An 18,276-nucleotide genomic window follows, 5' to 3' on the forward strand; every position below is an offset into this window, starting at 1 on the left:
GATCCCCCATCCTACACAATTACCACAAGAAAAATTACCACACATCCTCTTTTTATTTTAGTTAATCAGCACCTGATTATTAGCTGTTTTATTTAGTCTGTAAAGATTAACGGCTAATCATCCGTGTAACCCTATCCACTTATCTTTTGTATCTCCGCTTACAATTTTAGTTAATTCTAAACCTTAAAGAGATGAAAAAGTTTTACACAATTATTTTAACTGTTATCAGCTTATACAGCTACCACATCACCAATGCTCAATGCACCGGTGTTAAAGGGCCTAACCTGTTAGGTGCAAAAGGAACGTTCAGTTCACCAGCCATCACAATTAATACACATGCTTCCAACTGCGCTGAATCCGGTTCAAGTATATATAGTCCTGTTGAAAATGTAGGAAATGCATTAACCGGTTGTACTTCAGCCATCGGAAATTCTATTCCCTGCTCTGATTATAATTATACAGCTTCCAAGGACGGTTTGCTGCCTGAATTTACTTATTCAATTGTAAAGACAATTGGAAACAGCACCGGCGGTAATTGTTTAAAGGGCGATTGGAGAGGCTCGGAACACACCGGCGACGGCGGTTACTTTATGGTTGTTAATGGGGCTCCTAATACAACTTATAGCCCTATATTTTATCAAATCAAACACATCCCTGTTTGTATTGGAACAACATATGAATTTTCAGCCTGGGTATTAAATGTATTGCCTGCTTCAAGCCCATCTGCAAATGCAGGTTCTGAACCAAATCTATCTTTTAAAGTAAATGGTACAATAATCGGCAACTCGGGAGCTATAGCTTATACCAATACACCAACCTGGGTAAAAGTTGGCGGTTCCTTTATAGCAACTACAAGTTTTGTTGATTTGCAGGTTGTAAACGCAACATCCGTTGCAAGCGGAAATGATTTGGGAATTGACGATATCTCAATCAATGTATGCCAGTCGCAGATAGCAGTAAATGCCCCTTCTTCTGTGATGGAAGGCAATGCTGTAACCGTTAATTATGTGGTTACTGACCCAACACATACTAACACCTGGTATAAATTACAGAAAAGCACTAACGGCGGCGCCACTTTCAGTGACTTTGGTTCAGCCGCCCAGACTACATTTACCGGTAATACTTTTTCTTTACCATTGTCTCTTGGTATTGTTAGTGCTAACATGAATGGGTTCAAATACAGGTTAATTGTTTCTCCTACAGAATCAGGTTTGACTGATCCGGTTTGTACTTATTTTAATGATTTTACCCTGATTGTTGCAACAGGCGGTGCATTACCGATCCAGTTAACTTCATTTACCGGAAGTTATTCAAATGGGCTGACTACTTTAAACTGGCAAACAAGCCAGGAGCTGAACAGCGATCATTTTGAATTATTCAGAAGTTATGATGGTGCAGATTTTACAAGTGTTACAAAAATAAAAAGTGCAGGCACCAGCAACACAATTAAAAATTATAGTTTCCAGGATCATGCTTCGGGAAGCAACCATGTATACTATCGTTTAAAACAAGTAGATAAAGATGGTAAAGAAACTTTTTCTTCAATCGTAAGCCTTTCAATGGGTGCAAGTACAGGTGCATATATTTTCCCTAATCCCTTCACAAACAATTTCACAGTTACTATTAATACTACTAAAACAAACTTCGCAACTTTAAAAATTCAGAATACCTCAGGTCAGTTGGTTTACAGTAAAAATATTAACCTGAATAAGGGTAACAATTCACTCGTAATTACTAATCTGCCATCTTCTTTGGGCTCAGGCATTTATTACGTAACAATTGTAAATGACGAAATCAATTACAATTCAAAATTGCAAAAATTATAAGCTTTTTATAAAGTAATTAAACAAAAGGCAGCTGTAAAAGGTTGCCTTTTGTTATTTATTCAATATGCTGTAACTTTTCAATATAAATCAATTGAGGTATGACAATAGGCATTATTGCAATATCACTGCTTTTTATGTTAATCGGGATGATGGTGCAATTTCAGTTGAAAAGTAAGTTTACTGAATACGGCAAAGTAGCTACCAGCAGTGGTTTGAGCGGAAAGGAAATAGCAGAAAAAATGTTAAGGGACAATGGCATTTATGATGTACAGGTGATTTCTGTTGATGGCTTCTTGTCTGACCATTACGATCCGGTAAAAAAAACGGTTAACCTGAGTGCTGATGTTTTTGAAGGCAGAAATATATCTGCAGCGGCTGTTGCTGCGCATGAATGTGGCCACGCAGTACAACATGCAACAGCCTATTCTATGCTTATGCTAAGGAGTAAACTGGTACCCGTAACACAAATAAGCACTACACTTTCCCAATGGATTATTCTGGCAGGTTTAGGCGTGATGGGTTTTGGTGGCGGAAGTCAGACTATTTTATTAATAGGGATTCTTTTATTTGCGGTAACCACCTTATTTACAATTGTAACGCTCCCTGTTGAATTTGATGCCTCTGCAAGAGCATTAAAATGGCTGGAAGGAACAAATCTTGCTACATCTGTTGAGCATGATAAAGCAAAGGATGCATTGAAATGGGCCGCTCTGACTTATGTGGTGGCAGCAGTTTCATCAGTTGCAATGCTGGCGTATTATATCATGATTTATTCAGGCAGAAACAGGGATTAAGCAATTAAATTTGATCAGACGCAAAGCTGATCGGATAGACTTAGTTAAAGTTGAAAAGCTGGAAGAAGGCATTATAATTTAATCTCTTCATCGCTGTCATCAAAAAAGCGAAACTCAGTTAAATGATAAGTTGACTTTGAAACTACCTTAATTTTTTGCTTGTATTTCCAGCTCCATTTTCTGCGTTTGGAAATTATACCACTGGTGAGGAATGTATACAAAATAGGATTTACCTCAATGGTAAGTCCCTTGTGATTTTGCATTATTAAGTAGCTGAGGTTCTTTTCAATTTCATCTTCCAGTATCAATGTAGATGAAATCTTTCCACTTCCATTGCAGCTGGGGCAAATTTCTGAAGTATTGATGTTCATTTCCGGCTTCATGCGCTGCCGGGTAATTTGCATCAAACCAAATTTACTGATTGGTAAAACAGCGTGTTTTGCACGATCTGTTTTCATAAATACTTCCATTGAATCAGCAAGGCGCTTTTTATTTTCCATCAATTTCATATCAATGAAATCAACTACTATAATACCGCCTAAATCCCTTAAACGAAGCTGTCTTGCAATTTCTTCTGCAGCTTCCAGGTTGGTTTCCAAAGCGTTTTGTTCCTGGTTATTGCTTACGCTTTTATAGCCACTGTTTACATCAATTACATGTAAAGCTTCTGTGTGCTCAATGATGAGGTATGCACCACTTGGCAGGTTAACAGTTTTGCCAAAAGCAGCCTTTACCTGCTTTGTAATACCAAAGCTATCAAATATGGGGGAACCATTGTTATAAAAAGTCACGATGTCGGCCTTTTCAGGAGCAATGCGCTGAATGTAACTTTTAGTTTCTGCAAAAATGGTTTTATCATTTACCACAATGCGGTTGAAGTCTTCATTCAGTAAATCACGCAACATACTGTTGGCTTTGCCCTGTTCACTTAATATTTTTGAAGGAGGGGTAGCATCTTTAAGATTGGCCTGTATTGTTTGCCATGTTTTTACCAGGGATAACAGATCTTCATGTAGTTCAGCAGTATGCTTACCTTCTGCCGCTGTACGAACGATGACACCAAAATTTTTGGGCTTAATCGCTTCTATAATTTTCTGAAGTCTTTTTCTTTCATCGCTTGAATGAATTTTACGCGATACCGCAATAATATCATTGAAGGGTGTAATCACAACAAAACGGCCTGGTAAAGATAATTCACAACTAAGGCGCGGACCTTTTGCTGCTATGGGTTCTTTTAAAATCTGTACCAATATATTAGGCCTTCCACTTAATACTTCCGCAATTTTACCTGTCTTTACAATTTCAGGCTCAACTGAAAATCTACCAAAATCAAGACCAGCTTCGGTTTTATCGTTGATGGCTACATTGGTAAATTTTAATATCGATTTTACGTAGGGGCTTAAATCAGTGTAATGTAAAAAGGCGTCTTTTTCAAAACCTACATCTATAAAGGCAGCATTTAATCCGGGGATTAATTTCTTAACTTTTCCAAGATATAAGTCTCCCACAGCAAAGTTGGCATCAGCTTTTTCATTGTGCAACTCCACCAGTTTTTTATCTTCCAGCAAGGCTATTTCTACGCCCTGTGGTGCAGCATTTATAATTAATTCCTTTGTCAAAAAAACACATTTAAGTAGCTACGAGTACATCACACGGAAGGATAATGTACAGCAATATTTTTATGATTTACCGATAGGGCAAGCATAAAAATATTGCTGATAAACAGGTGCCGGCGGAGATGCCGTCACGAGGTATAAAAAGACACTATTTCTTTTTATGACGATTCTTTCTTAAACGTTTTTTACGCTTGTGCGTTGCAATTTTATGACGTTTTCTTTTTTTACCACAAGGCATAATAAGTCTTTTTTTGTTGAATAATAATTTTATGTATGCTCGAAATTTAATCCCGATATCTTAATAATCGAAAATAAATTTCGATGTACTTTTTTACTTTAGCATTTTTATACGCTCATCTACTGCTTTGGTATAAGCCGGATCATTGACCATCTTTTTACTTACTTCATACCATTTTAAAGCGTTTGTCTTATCGCCTTTACCTGCGTAAGCATCTGCCAGCCATGAAATGGCTTCTATATTGCCAGGCTCCGTTTTAATAACGGTTAGTAAACGGTCAACGGCTTTATCGTATTGTGAAGAAATAACACCGCCAATACCCAGCACCAGTTGTGCTTCCATATTAGCAGAATCTTTTTTAACAACCTGCAAAAGTTGCTGTATCCCCTTCATGGTTGATTGTGCATCGCCAGCCATTCCTTTACCAAAAACATAACAACTTCCAAGCTCTACCTGCAAGCTGTCGTTATTAGGATTTAAATCAATTGCCTTTTCAAATAAACTAATCGCCTGTTCTGCTTTCCAGCCCCTTTTCGCATTATCTTCCTCGTTACGCAGGTCTTTTAAAGTCAGTCGGGCGGCAAAGGTGAGGTTTTTTTCAGAATTTACCAACTTAGCAGCTTCTGCAGTGTAAAAAATATAAAAATCATTTTGATGAACCGAGTCTTTCCAAAATGAAGCCAACTGGTTATTTAACTTGATTTGCTGGTCTTTTACATCGCCTCTTTTCACACTATTTTCAAGATTGTTTAGATAGTTTTGCTGGTATACAGGCAACTTTTGCCTTGCGGCCTGCAGGTAATTGTTCCAGTTAAAAAGAGGGACTGACGATGCTGCAGGACCGGGCATGCCAGTATTTTCTTTTTTGGTAACGGTTGTACCAAAAAAGAATAACGAAGCTATCAGTACAATGCCTGCGCCTGTAAGAATAAGTTGCTGTCTTTTCACGGAGAAAAATATTGAGGCGCAAAGGTAAGCTATACGGAGGGTTCGTTATCGGGCAAATTTTTATTTTTTACCTCCTGCACAAATTCTTTTGCAGGTTTAAAAGCGGGGATATAATGCTCGGGAATTTCTACGGCAATATTTTTCTTTATGTTACGCCCTATTTTTGCTGCTCTTTTTTTTGTAATAAAACTGCCAAAGCCACGGATATAAATATTTTCTCCTGCAATCAGGGACAACTTTATTTCCTTAAACATTGTTTCCAGCGTTACCATCACGTCCACTTTTGGAATTCCTGTTTTATCAGAAATTTCGGAAATAAGATCTGCTTTTCTCATGTTGATAATATTTTTGTAAATAGCTATCTATCAGAAAGATAGCACATTAAATTGTAAAAAACAATACTAAAAACTGATAATCAGGTAATATTAATAATTTTCAAAGCTACAATTTTTTTTAAAAAGGCATGCAACGTACTGATATTTAATATTATAACTTCTAGATTAAAAATAGTTAGTTTCCCCCGAAAATGAATCAAATTTGACAATAATGACAATTACAGGACACAACCACTTTTTTGTAAAGCACCTTTTAGAATGGAACCGGCAGCAGAACACCAGACAGATGCCATGGAAAGGGGAAAAAGATCCATATAAAATATGGCTCAGTGAAATAATTCTTCAACAGACAAGAGTAGACCAGGGACTGGAATATTACAATCGTTTTATCGCTACATTTCCGGATGTGCATCAATTGGCCGCAGCTCCTGAGACAACCGTATTTAAACTTTGGGAAGGGCTGGGGTATTATACGCGTTGTAAAAATATCATCGCTACGGCAAAATTTATTTCTCAGCAATTGAACGGTCAATTTCCTGATCAATATGAAGCAATATTACAGTTGAAAGGCATCGGCCCTTATACTGCAGCTGCAATTGCGTCTTTCGCATTCAACCTGCCACATGCAGTAGTTGATGGCAACGTGTTTAGAGTATTAGCCCGCTACTTTGGCATTGCAACAGCCACAGATAGTTTACAGGGGAAGCTGCAATTTACCTTATTGGCAAATGAATTACTTGATAAACAGCAGCCCGGCATTTACAACCAGGCGCTGATGGATTTTGGAGCGGTTATATGCAAGCCGCAACTTCCTCTATGTGCAACATGTGTTCTTAAAAATAAATGCGTTGCCTATACCGATGACCAGGTAAACCAGCTTCCAGTGAAGGAAAAAAAGATTAAAAAAACTACAAGGTGGTTTTACTACCTGGTGGTGGAGTACAAGAATAAACTGTATGTAAGAAAACGCGCCGCAAAGGATATATGGGAAAACTTATATGAATTTATTCTGATAGAGGATGATAAACCTGTACAGCCGGAAAAAATAGCCGGGTTACAAAAAGTAAAAGAAATATTCAAGTCGGTTAGTTTTGAGATTATCCAGATATCCCCGGTATATAAACAACTGCTAACTCATCAAACAATTCAGGGGCAGTTTATAAAGGTTATAATTGAAAAAAAACTGGCGGTGGACGACTATAAACTTTTTACGGCTGAAGAAATAAACACCCTTCCATTTCCGAAATTTATAACAGCCTATTTGAAAGATAAAAATGTATCTTTAAATTTGTTTTAGAGTAGTAAGCAGTAAGACTTAACAGATTAAAGTTAACAACATGAGAGGGGTAAACAGGGTAGTGTTAATTGGCAATTTAGGGAAGGACCCAGATATGCAATTTCTGGAAGGCAATATTGGCGTAGCTAAGTTTTCACTGGCTACTACTGAAACTTATAAAGACAGAAGCGGAAAACTTATTTCGCAAACAGAATGGCATACCGTGGTACTGTGGCGGGGATTAGCCGAACTGGCACAAAAATATTTACACAAAGGAAGTTTGGTTTATATAGAAGGTCGCCTTAAAACCCGGAGTTGGGAAGATAAAGAAGGCAATAAAAAATTTGCAACTGAAATAGTGGGCGATAATCTTATCATGCTGGATAAGCGCCATGATGGAAGTGCTGCAATGGGGAACATTGATGGAATGGAAGGGCTTGAAGGCGATATACCGCCAATAGACGATGGCCCGGAGAGGCTGCCTTTTTAATTACAGTGCTGCAACAGCCAGTTAATTGTTGCAGTTAAATATTTTTCATTAAAATTGAATCATTTTGGATTACCATCCGTTCATTGATTATACCAGGTTTTTACATTTCCCTTTACTGGCAATAACTCCTGCTGCATCTGCAGTGCTGATCTTTATAATTGTATTATTGTTTATCATTTCCTTTTTATTGGCCGGTGCTGAAGTAGCGTTTTTCTCGCTGACTTATAAGGATATTAATATGCTGAAAACTAAAAAACAGCCGTCCTTCAGGCGCATCGTGAATTTGCTGGAGCAGCCTAAAACACTGCTTGCGTCAATGCTGATTGCGAATAGTTTTATAAATATCGGCATCATTTTAATTTCTAATATTGTGATGGATGGATGGCTGGAAGTAGTGGACTTGAGTTTTTGGATAAAGTTTTTAATAAAGGTTTTATCAGTTACGTTTTTACTTGTACTATTTGCAGAAGTATTGCCGAAAGTATGGGCCAATCATCATAAAATTTGGTTTGCTTCTACTGCCTCGATGGTAATAGAAATTTTTAATATTTTATTTTTTCGGTTCAGCAAAAGAATGGTTGGGTTTAGTGATGGAATTGAAAGAAAACTTTCTGTTAGCCGGTCTTCCCTGCTGGACAACAGCCAGCTTGATTATGCCATTGACTTACTGCCTGAGCATGAAGCGACCAGTGAAGAAAAACAAATTTTAAAGGGTATCCGAAAATTTGGAGACACAACTGTTAAGCAGGTAATGCGAACACGCCTTGACGTTAGTGGCATTGATCACAACAGCAGTTTTGAAGATGTGATAAAAAAAGTAGAAGAGCTGCACTATTCCCGTTTGCCGGTATATAAGAGTAACCTGGACGAAATTGTAGGCATTTTACATACCAAAGATTTATTGCCGCATGTGAATGCCAGTAAAGTGGAAAATTACAACTGGCATAGTTTAATGCGTGCACCTTTATTTGTTCATGAACAAAAATTGATAGAAGATCTGCTGCAGGAGTTTCGTAACCGCCGTATACACTTTGCAGTGGTGGTGGATGAATTTGGCGGCACTAGTGGCATTGTTACACTGGAAGATATTATGGAAGAAATTATAGGGGAAATAAAAGATGAATTTGACGATGAGGAAAGCATCAATAAAAAGATTGATGACAGCACCTATATTTTTGAAGGTAAAACAATGATCAATGATGTTTGCAAAGCCATGCAGCTGCCGGGTGATACTTTTGAAGATGCAAGAGGAGACAGTGATTCACTGGCTGGCCTGGTGTTAGAAATTGCAGGTGAATTTCCCCAGGTAAATGAAGAGGTGTCCAGCGGTGCGTTTACATTTATACCTTTGGAAATTAACAAAAACCGCATTGATAAAGTGAAAGTAATCATCAATGTTTAATGGTGAGCAGCCAGCCCAAAATTGAAAAACAACAAATAAGTTTAGATGCAAAATAGAAGGAGATTTACTGCCAGGCGATTTCATTTTGGTTTTATTATTATCTGCTCCTGCGTTTTTTTTGTGGCCTGCAATTCCCCTTATGTTTCTAAAAAAAGAGGATACTACACTATTGATCTTCCCAGCCGCCAGTATCAACAATTCAATCAGCCCGGTTTTCCTTACAGTTTTGAATATCCTGTTTACGCCACCGTTATGCAGGACACAACTTATTTTGACAACAATCCTGAAAACTCCTACTGGAGAAATATCGACTTTCCACAATTTCATGCAAGAATATTTTTGAGTTATAAAGAGATAGGAGGAAAAGCCATGTACAAAATAAAACAGCCTAACGGCCAGTATAAAGATTCGTTTGCTGTAAATGTATTTGACAAAATGGTAGCAGATGCCTTTACGCTTACAAACAAAAACAACGTGGTATCCAATTCCATCAACGATAGTTTAATACATACGCCCAACGGCATACACGGCGTATTTTTTAAAGTGGGAGGCAATGCAGCTACGGCTAAACAATTCTTCCTGAGCGATACAACAAAAAATTTTATAAGGGGCGCCCTATATTTTGACGTTACGCCAAATGCAGATTCCTTGAAGCCCGTGCAGGACTTTTTGCAGGTTGATATGGAACATATGATCAATACTTTTAAGTGGAAGAATAAATAGCAGGATCAGGCAAGGTTATTTGTATTAAATGGCCTCCCAGCTTCGCTTCGGTAAAAGACGCCATAAAATTGCAGCACAAGAGTGCGACGCATATGAAGTATCACAGGGCTTTACGGCCCGGACAAAGTTTTTTACCCTGTTATCTAACTTTTAAAACAGCTTTTTATTGCTACCGCCTTTGCATTACTTTTGCACCTGATATGATAGCTATAGACAATATTTTAGTAAGTGATGAAATTGTGCAGGAACAATTTGTTTGCGACCTCAACAAATGTAAGGGAGGTTGTTGTGTGGATGGTGACGCCGGAGCTCCGCTTAATAAAGATGAACTGGAAAAAATAAACGAAGTCTTCGACGCGGTGTTGCCCTATTTGCCGGAAGAAAGCAAAAAAGAATTGCAACGCCAGGGAAGATACGTTTATGATAAAGAGTTTGGCTGGGTAACACCTACCATTGAAAGCAAGGTTTGTGTTTATGGCATTGTGGACAAAAATGGCATTGTTAAATGTGGCATTGAGCAGGCGTATAATGATGGTAAGGTACAATGGAAAAAGCCAATCAGTTGCCACCTGTTTCCGATACGAATACAACAAAGCAGGGATAAGCAAACTGAATATGTAAACTATGAACCAAGAGAAGATCTTTGCAGTGCCGCCTGTACGCTGGGTGAAAAATTAAAGGTGCCGGTGTACGTTTTTTTAAAAGACGCATTAACAAGAAAATATGGCACCGAATTTTATGCAACCCTGGAAGCGACCGCCGAACACCTAAAAAGCAAATCCTGACATACAATCAAATGCGTTGCTGAAATGGCAACAATTCTACTTCTACCATGAAAAAAATATTAAATACCCTGTTGCAGCTTACCTGTTTTGTATTACTGGTTACAATTTTTTCCTGCTCGGTAAACAGGGCCAATGTTGATGACAGCCTTAAAAAGTATTTTGATGATAACAAGGTGGAAGGATGTTTTACCATGCTTAGCAATGGCGACGGTAAGGTAACAGTTTACAATCTTGCGCTGGATACGGCCCGGGTTTTGCCGGCATCAACATTCAAAATTGTTAACTCATTAATTGGTTTGGAAACCGGCGTTATTACAGATGAAAAGATGGTGATTAAGTGGGATGGAATTCAACGGGCCAATGCGGACTGGAACAAGGATATGAATATGCTGGAAGCATTTAAAGTAAGTTGTGTGCCTTATTATCAGGAAGTAGCAAGGCGTATTGGAAAAGATACCATGAAGCTGTGGATAGATTCTTTAAGCTACGGTAATAAGAATATTGGCGATAAAATCGATACCTTTTGGCTGGACAATCATTTAAAGATTTCCCCCGATGAGCAACTGGGACTGATGAAACGTTTGTATTTTGATCAACTGCCTTTCCAAAAAAGAACCCAGCAAATTGTACGGGATGTTATGTTGCAGGAAGAGAATACAGCTTATAGCCTGAGCTATAAAACAGGCTGGGGTTTTGACGAAAAGAAAAATAATATTGGCTGGATAGTGGGCTGGATAGAAGAAAATAAACATCCTTATTTTTTTGTAACAATGGTAAAATCTGCCGATGCTGCAATTGATATGAAGGCTGTTCGGTTAAATATTACAAAAGGCATTTTAAAACACCTTGGATTTTTTGATGGCAGGAAGTAGTAATCAGCCAGATAATTTGTGATTGTTTTCACAGCGTTGCAGCATTTAAGGTGATATTTTTGAATCAGCAATAAACATGTTATCCATTTTATTTTTTTTGAATTAACATCAGATGGTCCGCTTTCAGCATATAGAGTATTTATTGGCATTGGCACTTGTACCCTTAATGGTACTGGTATTTTTATATGTGCTCCGCAGTAAAAAAAATACTATCAAAAAGATAGGCGATCCGGCCCTGGTAAATCAGCTGATTAAAGATTACAGTCCATCGAAATTTCTTTTAAAATTCCTTTTGATTGTTGTTGCTTTTGTAGCGGGCGTTATAGCGCTGGCTAATCCGCGAATGCCGCAGGGCAGTACGATGGTAAACCGCAGCGGCATTGATGTAATGATTGCATTGGATGTAAGCAAGAGTATGCTGGCCGATGATATAAAACCAAACAGGCTGGAACGTGCCAAACAATTTATTGCCAAACTGATTGATAAATTACCCAATGATCGCATCGGAATTGTTGTTTTTGCCGGCAGAGCTTATTTGCAGATGCCGCTGACAACAGATCATTCCGCAGCTAAAATGTATTTATCCTCAGCAACACCAGACGTTGTGCCTACACAGGGTACAGTAATTGGTGACGCTTTAAAAATGTGTTACAATGCATTTAACACCAAAGAAAAGAAATATAAATCTGTTGTGTTGATCAGCGACGGAGAAGATCATGATAAAGCCGCCGAAAAAATAACAAAGGCAATGGCTGATGAAGGGGTAATGATCAATACGGTTGGGATTGGATCACCCGAAGGAACTACTATTATTGACCCGGCTACCGGCGAAACAAAAATGGATGCCGAGGGGCGCCCGGTAATAACAAAGCTGAATGAGCAGGAATTGAAGTCCATTGCTGGTAACGGGAACGGCTTATACCAGCTTTTTACCAATACAGATGAAATAGTGGATGCAATGGATAAACAATTGCAAAGCATGGGGCAGCGGTCGGTTACAGAAAATTCATTGGTCAATTTCAGGAACTTTTTTCCGTGGTTGCTGGGACTTTCACTGGCACTGTTACTAACAGAATTTTTTATTTCGGAAGTAAAAAAAATCGCCAAAGTAAAAAAAGTAATTGTAAAAAAGGAAGTAGCAGTGCTAACAGTATTATTTATACTGCCTTCCTTGTTGTTTGCCCAAAACAGTAATACCCTTATTAAAAACGGCAATGACGCTTATAACAAAAAGGAATATGATGTAGCTGCAGACAATTATAAAAAAGCGGCTGATAAAGAACCCAACAATGAAAAGGCACAATACAATCTAGGTAATGCCTTTTACAAAAAGGGAAACGCAGATGATGCACTACAGGCGTATGATGCGGCAATAAAATCAAGCAAATCAAAAAGCGATCAATCTGCATCCTGGTATAACAAAGGCGTATCATTACAGAATAATAAGAAATTGCCAGAATGTATAGATGCCTATAAAAATGCACTGAAGCTAAACCCGGCCGATGAAGATGCCAGGTTTAACCTGCAAAAAGCATTGTTGCAGCAACAAAAAGAACAGCAGCAAAAAGAGCAGCAGGACAAGGAAAAAAAGAAGCCTAAGGATGATAAGCAGAAAAACAAACAACAGCAGGAGAAAGAGCAGCAGCAACCCAAACCGCAACCTTCTAAAATGACAAAAAAAGAAGCTGAGGAAAAACTAAAAGCCTTGCTGCAGCAGGAAAAAAATCTTCAAAATAAATTAAGACGAGTAGATGTGGCCTCGCCGGACAAACCTGAAAAGGATTGGTAATTAAAAAGAAATGAAGCAGGGCAAACAACCCCTGCTTTTTTGTTGTTATTTTGTAAAGCAATGCGTTCGTGACCTGTTGCGATAAATTAGAAATATGCAATTTTACTGTGAATCGCTTACTGAATATAAACGGCTAAAAACAAGAGAAGTCAAAATTGGTAACCTGCTTTTGGGAAACAACCATCCCATTCGTGTACAGACTATGACCACCACGGATACGATGGATACTATTGCCACAGTGGAACAAACCATTCGTTGTATTGAAGCTGGTGCTGAAATGGTTCGGATTACAGCACCGTCTAAAAAGGAGGCAGAGAATTTACAAAATATTAAAGATGAACTGAACCGCCGGGGATATTTTGTGCCGCTGGTAGCAGATATTCATTTTACACCCAATGCGGCTGAAATTGCTGCAAGAATAGTAGAAAAAGTAAGGGTTAATCCCGGCAATTATGTTGATAAGAAAAAGTTTGAGCAGATTGAATATACCGATGCTGAATATGCAGAAGAGATAGAACGTATCGGGGAACGCTTTTCACCATTGGTGCTGATTTGTAAGGAACATGGAACGGCCATGCGTATAGGTACCAACCATGGCAGTTTAAGCGACCGCATCATGAGCAGGTATGGCGATACTGCCATGGGTATGGTTGAAAGTGCCATGGAGTTTTTACGCATAGCAAGAGCGCTGGATTATCACAACATTATTTTGAGTATGAAGAGCAGCAACCCGTTGGTGATGGTGCAGGCTTACCGTTTACTTATCAATCATATGATGGAAGAATTTGGCGAATGTTATCCGCTGCACCTCGGCGTAACGGAAGCGGGTGATGGAGAAGACGGAAGGATAAAATCAGCAATCGGTATCGGAACTTTACTGGAGGATGGTATCGGCGATACTATCCGGGTAAGCCTTACTGAAGATCCGGAATTCGAAATTCCGGTTTGTAAAGATCTGGTAAAAAGATACACTTCAATTAGTGCGCAAAATGATATTAAAAAGGCAGATGAAATTAAGCTTCCTTATTCTCCCTTTGAATATAAGAGAAGATATACAAACCAGGTGGTGAACATCGGTAACAAGCATGTGCCTGTTGTTATAGCAGATTTTATGCTGGCTCAAGCCATTACCCATGCTGATTTACAGGCGATCGGTTACACTTACAATTCCAGTACAGATAAATGGGGCATCAGTGATGCCGCCGCAGATTATATCTACACCGCCAATAAAAAAATTGACTTTGCTTTACCTGGAACACTGCAGATTATTTGTGATTATGCAACCTGGTTAACAGAGGCAGATAATATAAAATATTTTCCGCTTTTTCAGCCGGATGAATATTTAAAGGCAGGAAGAAAATCAGGTACGGTTAACTTTATTGCAACAAATGTGCATGATATTTCTGACACCTTTCTTGACAAAATAAAAGAAGATGTAACAGCTGTTTTATGTATTTATTCTACTGCTCAAAATGCAATGCAAAAAGTTAGAACATGTATTGCTAAGCTGATGCAACAGCAAATAAATTGCCCGGTAATTGTATCTGTTGAAAGCAGTGACAGTTCTATTGATGAACAGCTTATTCACTTTAGCACAGAAGCCGGTGCTTTATTTTTGGACGGAATGGGCGATGGTATCTGGCTGATGAATGATCCCTCCAAACTGATCCATCAGCAGGTATCCGGAAGAACTTATCTGCAGACAAAAAACAACCACCAGTTTATCAACAATACATCGTTTTCTATTTTACAGGCAGTGCGTACGAGAATATCTAAAACAGAATATATCAGTTGCCCAAGTTGCGGTAGAACCTTATTTGAGCTGCAGGAAACTACCGGTAAAATACGTGCAGTTACCAATCATTTAAAAGGCTTAAAAATCGCTATTATGGGATGTATAGTAAATGGACCCGGCGAAATGGCGGATGCAGATTTTGGATATGTTGGCAGCGGCGTTGGCAAGATCACTTTGTACCGCGGAAAAGAGGTGGTAAAAAGAAATATTGACAGTGCCATAGCAGTAGATGAACTAATCAATTTGCTAAAGGAAAGCGATGTATGGATTGATGCAGGTTAAGAAAAATAAAACGATTTTAGATTGCAATGAAATAATACAATTATAATATCGGCCAATAACCATGATTTGGCTTTATTAGCGACGCTCCGTTCAGCTGTCAATTATTAATCTGCTTCAATCTTCAAAAAATAGCCATCAGTAACGATCATTGCCGGGTAAAATTTATCTACTACTTAAATACCCTTTTTAAAACAGGCACTTTCATCATCCCCGATGCGTCACGGTAGTCCACCATTTGCTTATCGCCAGGGTTATTAAAGCGATATTGTTTGCCACTGATATTTCCAGTTACAGTCATGGCGGTTTTACCAATGTACTCAAAATATACTTCGGGCCACATGCTGCGTTTTTGTGGTTCAAAAATTTGATTGCTTAATTTAGATGATGGCGTTCCTGCCAACTCCGTTCTTTTATTACCGCAGTTGCACATTATTGTAGTTTTTAATCTTCTTTATAATCAGGAGTATTCTCCTTATTGTTTTTTAATGTTGTAGTAGCTTGTTCCAGCAAACAGGCAGCACCTGATAATGCCCACCAACACAATAATTTTTGCCACCAGTTATTTCCCTGACATAAACCAAATGGAAAAGCTACCCAAACACTCACACAGTAAAAGCAATCGAGCAGGCTCCCGAAGAAGCCTGCCCCCGCTTTTTTTCTAACTAAATAAATCACATCAAACGGGCCATCTTCCTTGCTAAACAAATGCGTGATGCGCCAGGTGGCCAAAGCCAATAATATAAACGGGAATGCGCTCATTGTTGCAATTTATTAATGTCACTATTAAGGCTCTAATGCAAATGCTGCTATTCTGTAAGGCGCATCATTAGCACTAACGCGACTGTTACCATCTGTTGCCATAGCAATTACGCTCAATGTTTCTGCAAAGGCAGCTTTGCCATCAATGTAACAAGTATCTAATAATTGTATTGGCGTAAAATGTTTATCGTAAATGCCACTGTTTAGTGCATAGCCAGATGGACTGTCATCGATCACCATTCCGCTTGCACCGGCATTTGGAACACCACCACAAGTACCTTTTGTAACGCCAAAACTAAATACTGCAAAGTTGTTAGGATGTGTGGCTTTAAATGATAAGTCAAGATCTGCTTCTACTCCTCCAGGTTTATAGCTAACAAATCCACAACAGTCAGTAGATGCAGGTAAGCCATTTACATTTACTGTATAAATATCTGACTGACATTTTGAATTATCAATTCGCACAAGCACCTTGAAAGCATTTGCGGTGGTGGCAGTAGGGCCGTCTAATAATTCATCCGGTGCATTTACACTCAGTCCTGCATCATTATAATCCGGCACTTTAAAGGTTGACCTTGGAATATTGGTCAGCAAATTCCCCGCCTGGTCAAACAATTCTAATGTAAACTCATATAACCCATCGCCACCCGGCATTGTTCCATTCATCAATGCAGTTGAATCGAAAGCAATAGTCCTGGTATTATGTGTACGCTCATACCATTGTGGGCTCGCTTCAGGCGCATTGAATGGTGGTAAATTAGGTTGTGTAGGTGGAATGATATACAGGTTATTGGTGCCGCCAACAGGAAGTTGTGGTCCAAGTTTTACACTGTTGTACCCAATTTGTACATCACTATTTGAATCAATATATTCAAAATCATATCCTTTCATTTCAAGGTTGGTCAAATATTCTATCGAACCAGTAACAGAAGATAAATCTGCTCTGCTAACCTGTTGATATCTCCATCGGTAATAATAAATGCCCGCATTCGGAAGGTCACTGCCGAAGCCCATATAAAACGTGGGGCTACCTCCAAAGGGGCGTTTAAAGTCTCCCACTGCAGTGGCAAAAAATCCATCACCATTAGCCGCAGCATCTGTTAATCCAATGCGGTTGTAGGCTACGTTTTGTCCGGGCGGTGGTTGCGATATCAGTGCTGATTGATTGATATGCGAAACACTTGTTCCATTTCCTCCTACAGTTCTTATCCATACCAGTTCGCCAGGTATTGGACAATTGCAACAACAATCACCCGGCACACGTGGATCAGTAACAAGGATATTAATATTGCTGCCACAGACATAATTCCATAACGTATAGCAAGGTATCGGTGGATTGTATACAGTAGTCCATACACCATTAATCATATATTCCACCCAGATATAAATATCTGGTTTATCACCAAAGCACCAATAAGAAACATTGGTATCAAAACGGCCATTGGCATCTGTATAAACAATGGCCAATTCATTGCAGCGATAGAAATATGGCCACCACCATGGCCATAAGCAAAACCACGGATGAAAGAGGGTATAGTTGTTTAGAATAGTTTCCCGGATCAGGTTCAGGTTACCAGATGCAAGATTCTGCCGGATATCAAGACTTAATTCAGGTAAGGTAGCGGCAGCTTCCATTAATTGCTGGTCTATCGAAACTGTCTTAAATATATCAGCTGGTTGTTGTGTAGAAGCAGCAACTTTATTTCTGAAAAAAGGAGCGGGGTCAGGCGTTGGAACAGGAAATTTAATTACTTCCTTTGGAGTTAAAATTACCTCAGGAATTTTTGCAATAATTGTATCCGGTATATGGTAAATCCAATACCGGATAGCATCAATTTCACAAATGTGTACCCTTGCCCTGCAAATGGACCGTTCCTTCCAGTTATTGCCGATTTGAAACCATTTTAATACTTTGCCGGTTACCCTGCAATTGCAAAAAGGCCAGAATTGCACTATGATTTGGGGGATAGGAAGGATACTTATTCCACCATTTGCATCTGTGGTAAGCACGGGTTCATAAGGTTTGTACTTTTGTAATTCTTCAATGCTACTCACGCTTTGGAGTTTTTTGTCCGCGGCAGGTGCAATAAATAACCTCAATTCATTTGAGTCTATTTCTGCAGGGAAATTACCCGTGGTTGATTTTTCAAAATTAAATTGAAGCGTGTTATCTCTTACTGCCTGCTGCTGTAAAAGCAACCCGTTACAGTAAAATAAAAAACCTGTTAGTGCTATTTCTTTTTCTGGAGTTTGTTCAAAACTCACCTTAATTGATAGCTGTTTTAATTTTGCCATGATTAATTTTTTAAATGATTATTAATGTGGTGTTTAACGTATGATCTTCTT

General features: G+C 38.7%; 16 protein-coding genes. 10 read left to right on the forward strand and 6 right to left on the reverse strand.

Going from position 1 to position 18,276, the window contains the following annotated elements:
• Positions 1-191: 191 nt before the first annotated feature.
• Together QWZ08_RS22760 and QWZ08_RS22765 are read left to right on the forward strand one after the other, a co-directional pair.
• Complete coding sequence (locus QWZ08_RS22760) at positions 192-1,826, forward strand: T9SS type A sorting domain-containing protein (protein WP_290339892.1); 1,635 nt, start codon at positions 192-194, stop codon at positions 1,824-1,826.
• A gap of 98 nt (positions 1,827-1,924) precedes the next feature.
• The gene (locus QWZ08_RS22765) at positions 1,925-2,620 is read left to right on the forward strand and encodes a zinc metallopeptidase (RefSeq protein ID WP_290339893.1); all 696 of its coding nucleotides are present in this window, start codon (positions 1,925-1,927) and stop codon (positions 2,618-2,620) included.
• Positions 2,621-2,691: 71 nt separating this feature from the next.
• Here the strand turns inward: QWZ08_RS22765 and QWZ08_RS22770 are convergent, their stop codons facing one another.
• The 3 genes from QWZ08_RS22770 to QWZ08_RS22780 form a co-directional block, all read right to left on the reverse strand.
• Positions 2,692-4,239 carry an Rne/Rng family ribonuclease gene (locus QWZ08_RS22770; protein ID WP_290339894.1) on the reverse strand — a complete coding sequence of 516 codons (1,548 nt, stop codon included), beginning with the start codon at positions 4,237-4,239 and terminating at the stop codon, positions 2,692-2,694.
• Between the two features lie 328 nt (positions 4,240-4,567).
• Positions 4,568-5,422 (reverse strand): tetratricopeptide repeat protein, encoded by an 855-nt coding sequence (locus tag QWZ08_RS22775; protein WP_290339895.1) that lies wholly within the window; start codon positions 5,420-5,422, stop codon positions 4,568-4,570.
• A 29-nt stretch (positions 5,423-5,451) separates the two neighbouring features.
• A complete protein-coding gene (locus QWZ08_RS22780) occupies positions 5,452-5,757 on the reverse strand; it encodes an HU family DNA-binding protein (RefSeq protein ID WP_290339896.1) in 306 nt (101 codons plus the stop codon).
• A gap of 211 nt (positions 5,758-5,968) precedes the next feature.
• Here QWZ08_RS22780 and mutY point away from each other — a divergent pair, with 211 nt between their 5' ends.
• From mutY to ispG, 8 genes are all read left to right on the forward strand, one after another.
• Entirely contained in the window at positions 5,969-7,054 is a 1,086-nt protein-coding gene (mutY, locus tag QWZ08_RS22785; protein ID WP_290339897.1) for an A/G-specific adenine glycosylase, read from the forward strand.
• Positions 7,055-7,094: 40 nt separating this feature from the next.
• Positions 7,095-7,523, forward strand: coding sequence for a single-stranded DNA-binding protein (locus QWZ08_RS22790; RefSeq protein ID WP_290339898.1), 429 nt, complete (start codon positions 7,095-7,097; stop codon positions 7,521-7,523).
• Between the two features lie 64 nt (positions 7,524-7,587).
• Positions 7,588-8,925: a gliding motility-associated protein GldE gene (gene gldE / locus QWZ08_RS22795; protein WP_290339899.1), complete on the forward strand. Its 1,338-nt coding sequence runs from the start codon at positions 7,588-7,590 to the stop codon at positions 8,923-8,925.
• A gap of 45 nt (positions 8,926-8,970) precedes the next feature.
• On the forward strand, positions 8,971-9,648 hold the full coding sequence (gene gldD, locus QWZ08_RS22800) for a gliding motility lipoprotein GldD (protein ID WP_290339900.1): 678 nt from the start codon (positions 8,971-8,973) through the stop codon (positions 9,646-9,648).
• 200 nt (positions 9,649-9,848) lie between these two features.
• Complete coding sequence (locus QWZ08_RS22805) at positions 9,849-10,433, forward strand: DUF3109 family protein (RefSeq protein ID WP_290339901.1); 585 nt, start codon at positions 9,849-9,851, stop codon at positions 10,431-10,433.
• A 47-nt stretch (positions 10,434-10,480) separates the two neighbouring features.
• Positions 10,481-11,305 carry a class D beta-lactamase gene (blaOXA, locus tag QWZ08_RS22810; RefSeq protein WP_290339902.1) on the forward strand — a complete coding sequence of 275 codons (825 nt, stop codon included), beginning with the start codon at positions 10,481-10,483 and terminating at the stop codon, positions 11,303-11,305.
• A 112-nt stretch (positions 11,306-11,417) separates the two neighbouring features.
• Complete coding sequence (locus tag QWZ08_RS22815) at positions 11,418-13,094, forward strand: VWA domain-containing protein (protein ID WP_290339903.1); 1,677 nt, start codon at positions 11,418-11,420, stop codon at positions 13,092-13,094.
• Positions 13,095-13,188: 94 nt separating this feature from the next.
• Complete coding sequence (gene ispG, locus QWZ08_RS22820; protein WP_290339904.1) at positions 13,189-15,171, forward strand: (E)-4-hydroxy-3-methylbut-2-enyl-diphosphate synthase; 1,983 nt, start codon at positions 13,189-13,191, stop codon at positions 15,169-15,171.
• A gap of 169 nt (positions 15,172-15,340) precedes the next feature.
• Here the strand turns inward: ispG and QWZ08_RS22825 are convergent, their stop codons facing one another.
• Genes QWZ08_RS22825 through QWZ08_RS22835 form a run of 3 tightly spaced genes read right to left on the reverse strand, consistent with a single transcriptional unit; the run spans position 15,341 to position 18,225 of the window.
• The gene (locus QWZ08_RS22825) at positions 15,341-15,601 is read right to left on the reverse strand and encodes a hypothetical protein (RefSeq protein WP_290339905.1); all 261 of its coding nucleotides are present in this window, start codon (positions 15,599-15,601) and stop codon (positions 15,341-15,343) included.
• An 11-nt stretch (positions 15,602-15,612) separates the two neighbouring features.
• Entirely contained in the window at positions 15,613-15,930 is a 318-nt protein-coding gene (locus tag QWZ08_RS22830; protein WP_290339906.1) for a hypothetical protein, read from the reverse strand.
• A gap of 24 nt (positions 15,931-15,954) precedes the next feature.
• A complete protein-coding gene (locus QWZ08_RS22835; RefSeq protein ID WP_290339907.1) occupies positions 15,955-18,225 on the reverse strand; it encodes a hypothetical protein in 2,271 nt (756 codons plus the stop codon).
• Positions 18,226-18,276: the final 51 nt, after the last annotated feature.

This window comes from Ferruginibacter paludis (assembly GCF_030409685.1).
Lineage (GTDB): Bacteria > Bacteroidota > Bacteroidia > Chitinophagales > Chitinophagaceae > Ferruginibacter > Ferruginibacter paludis.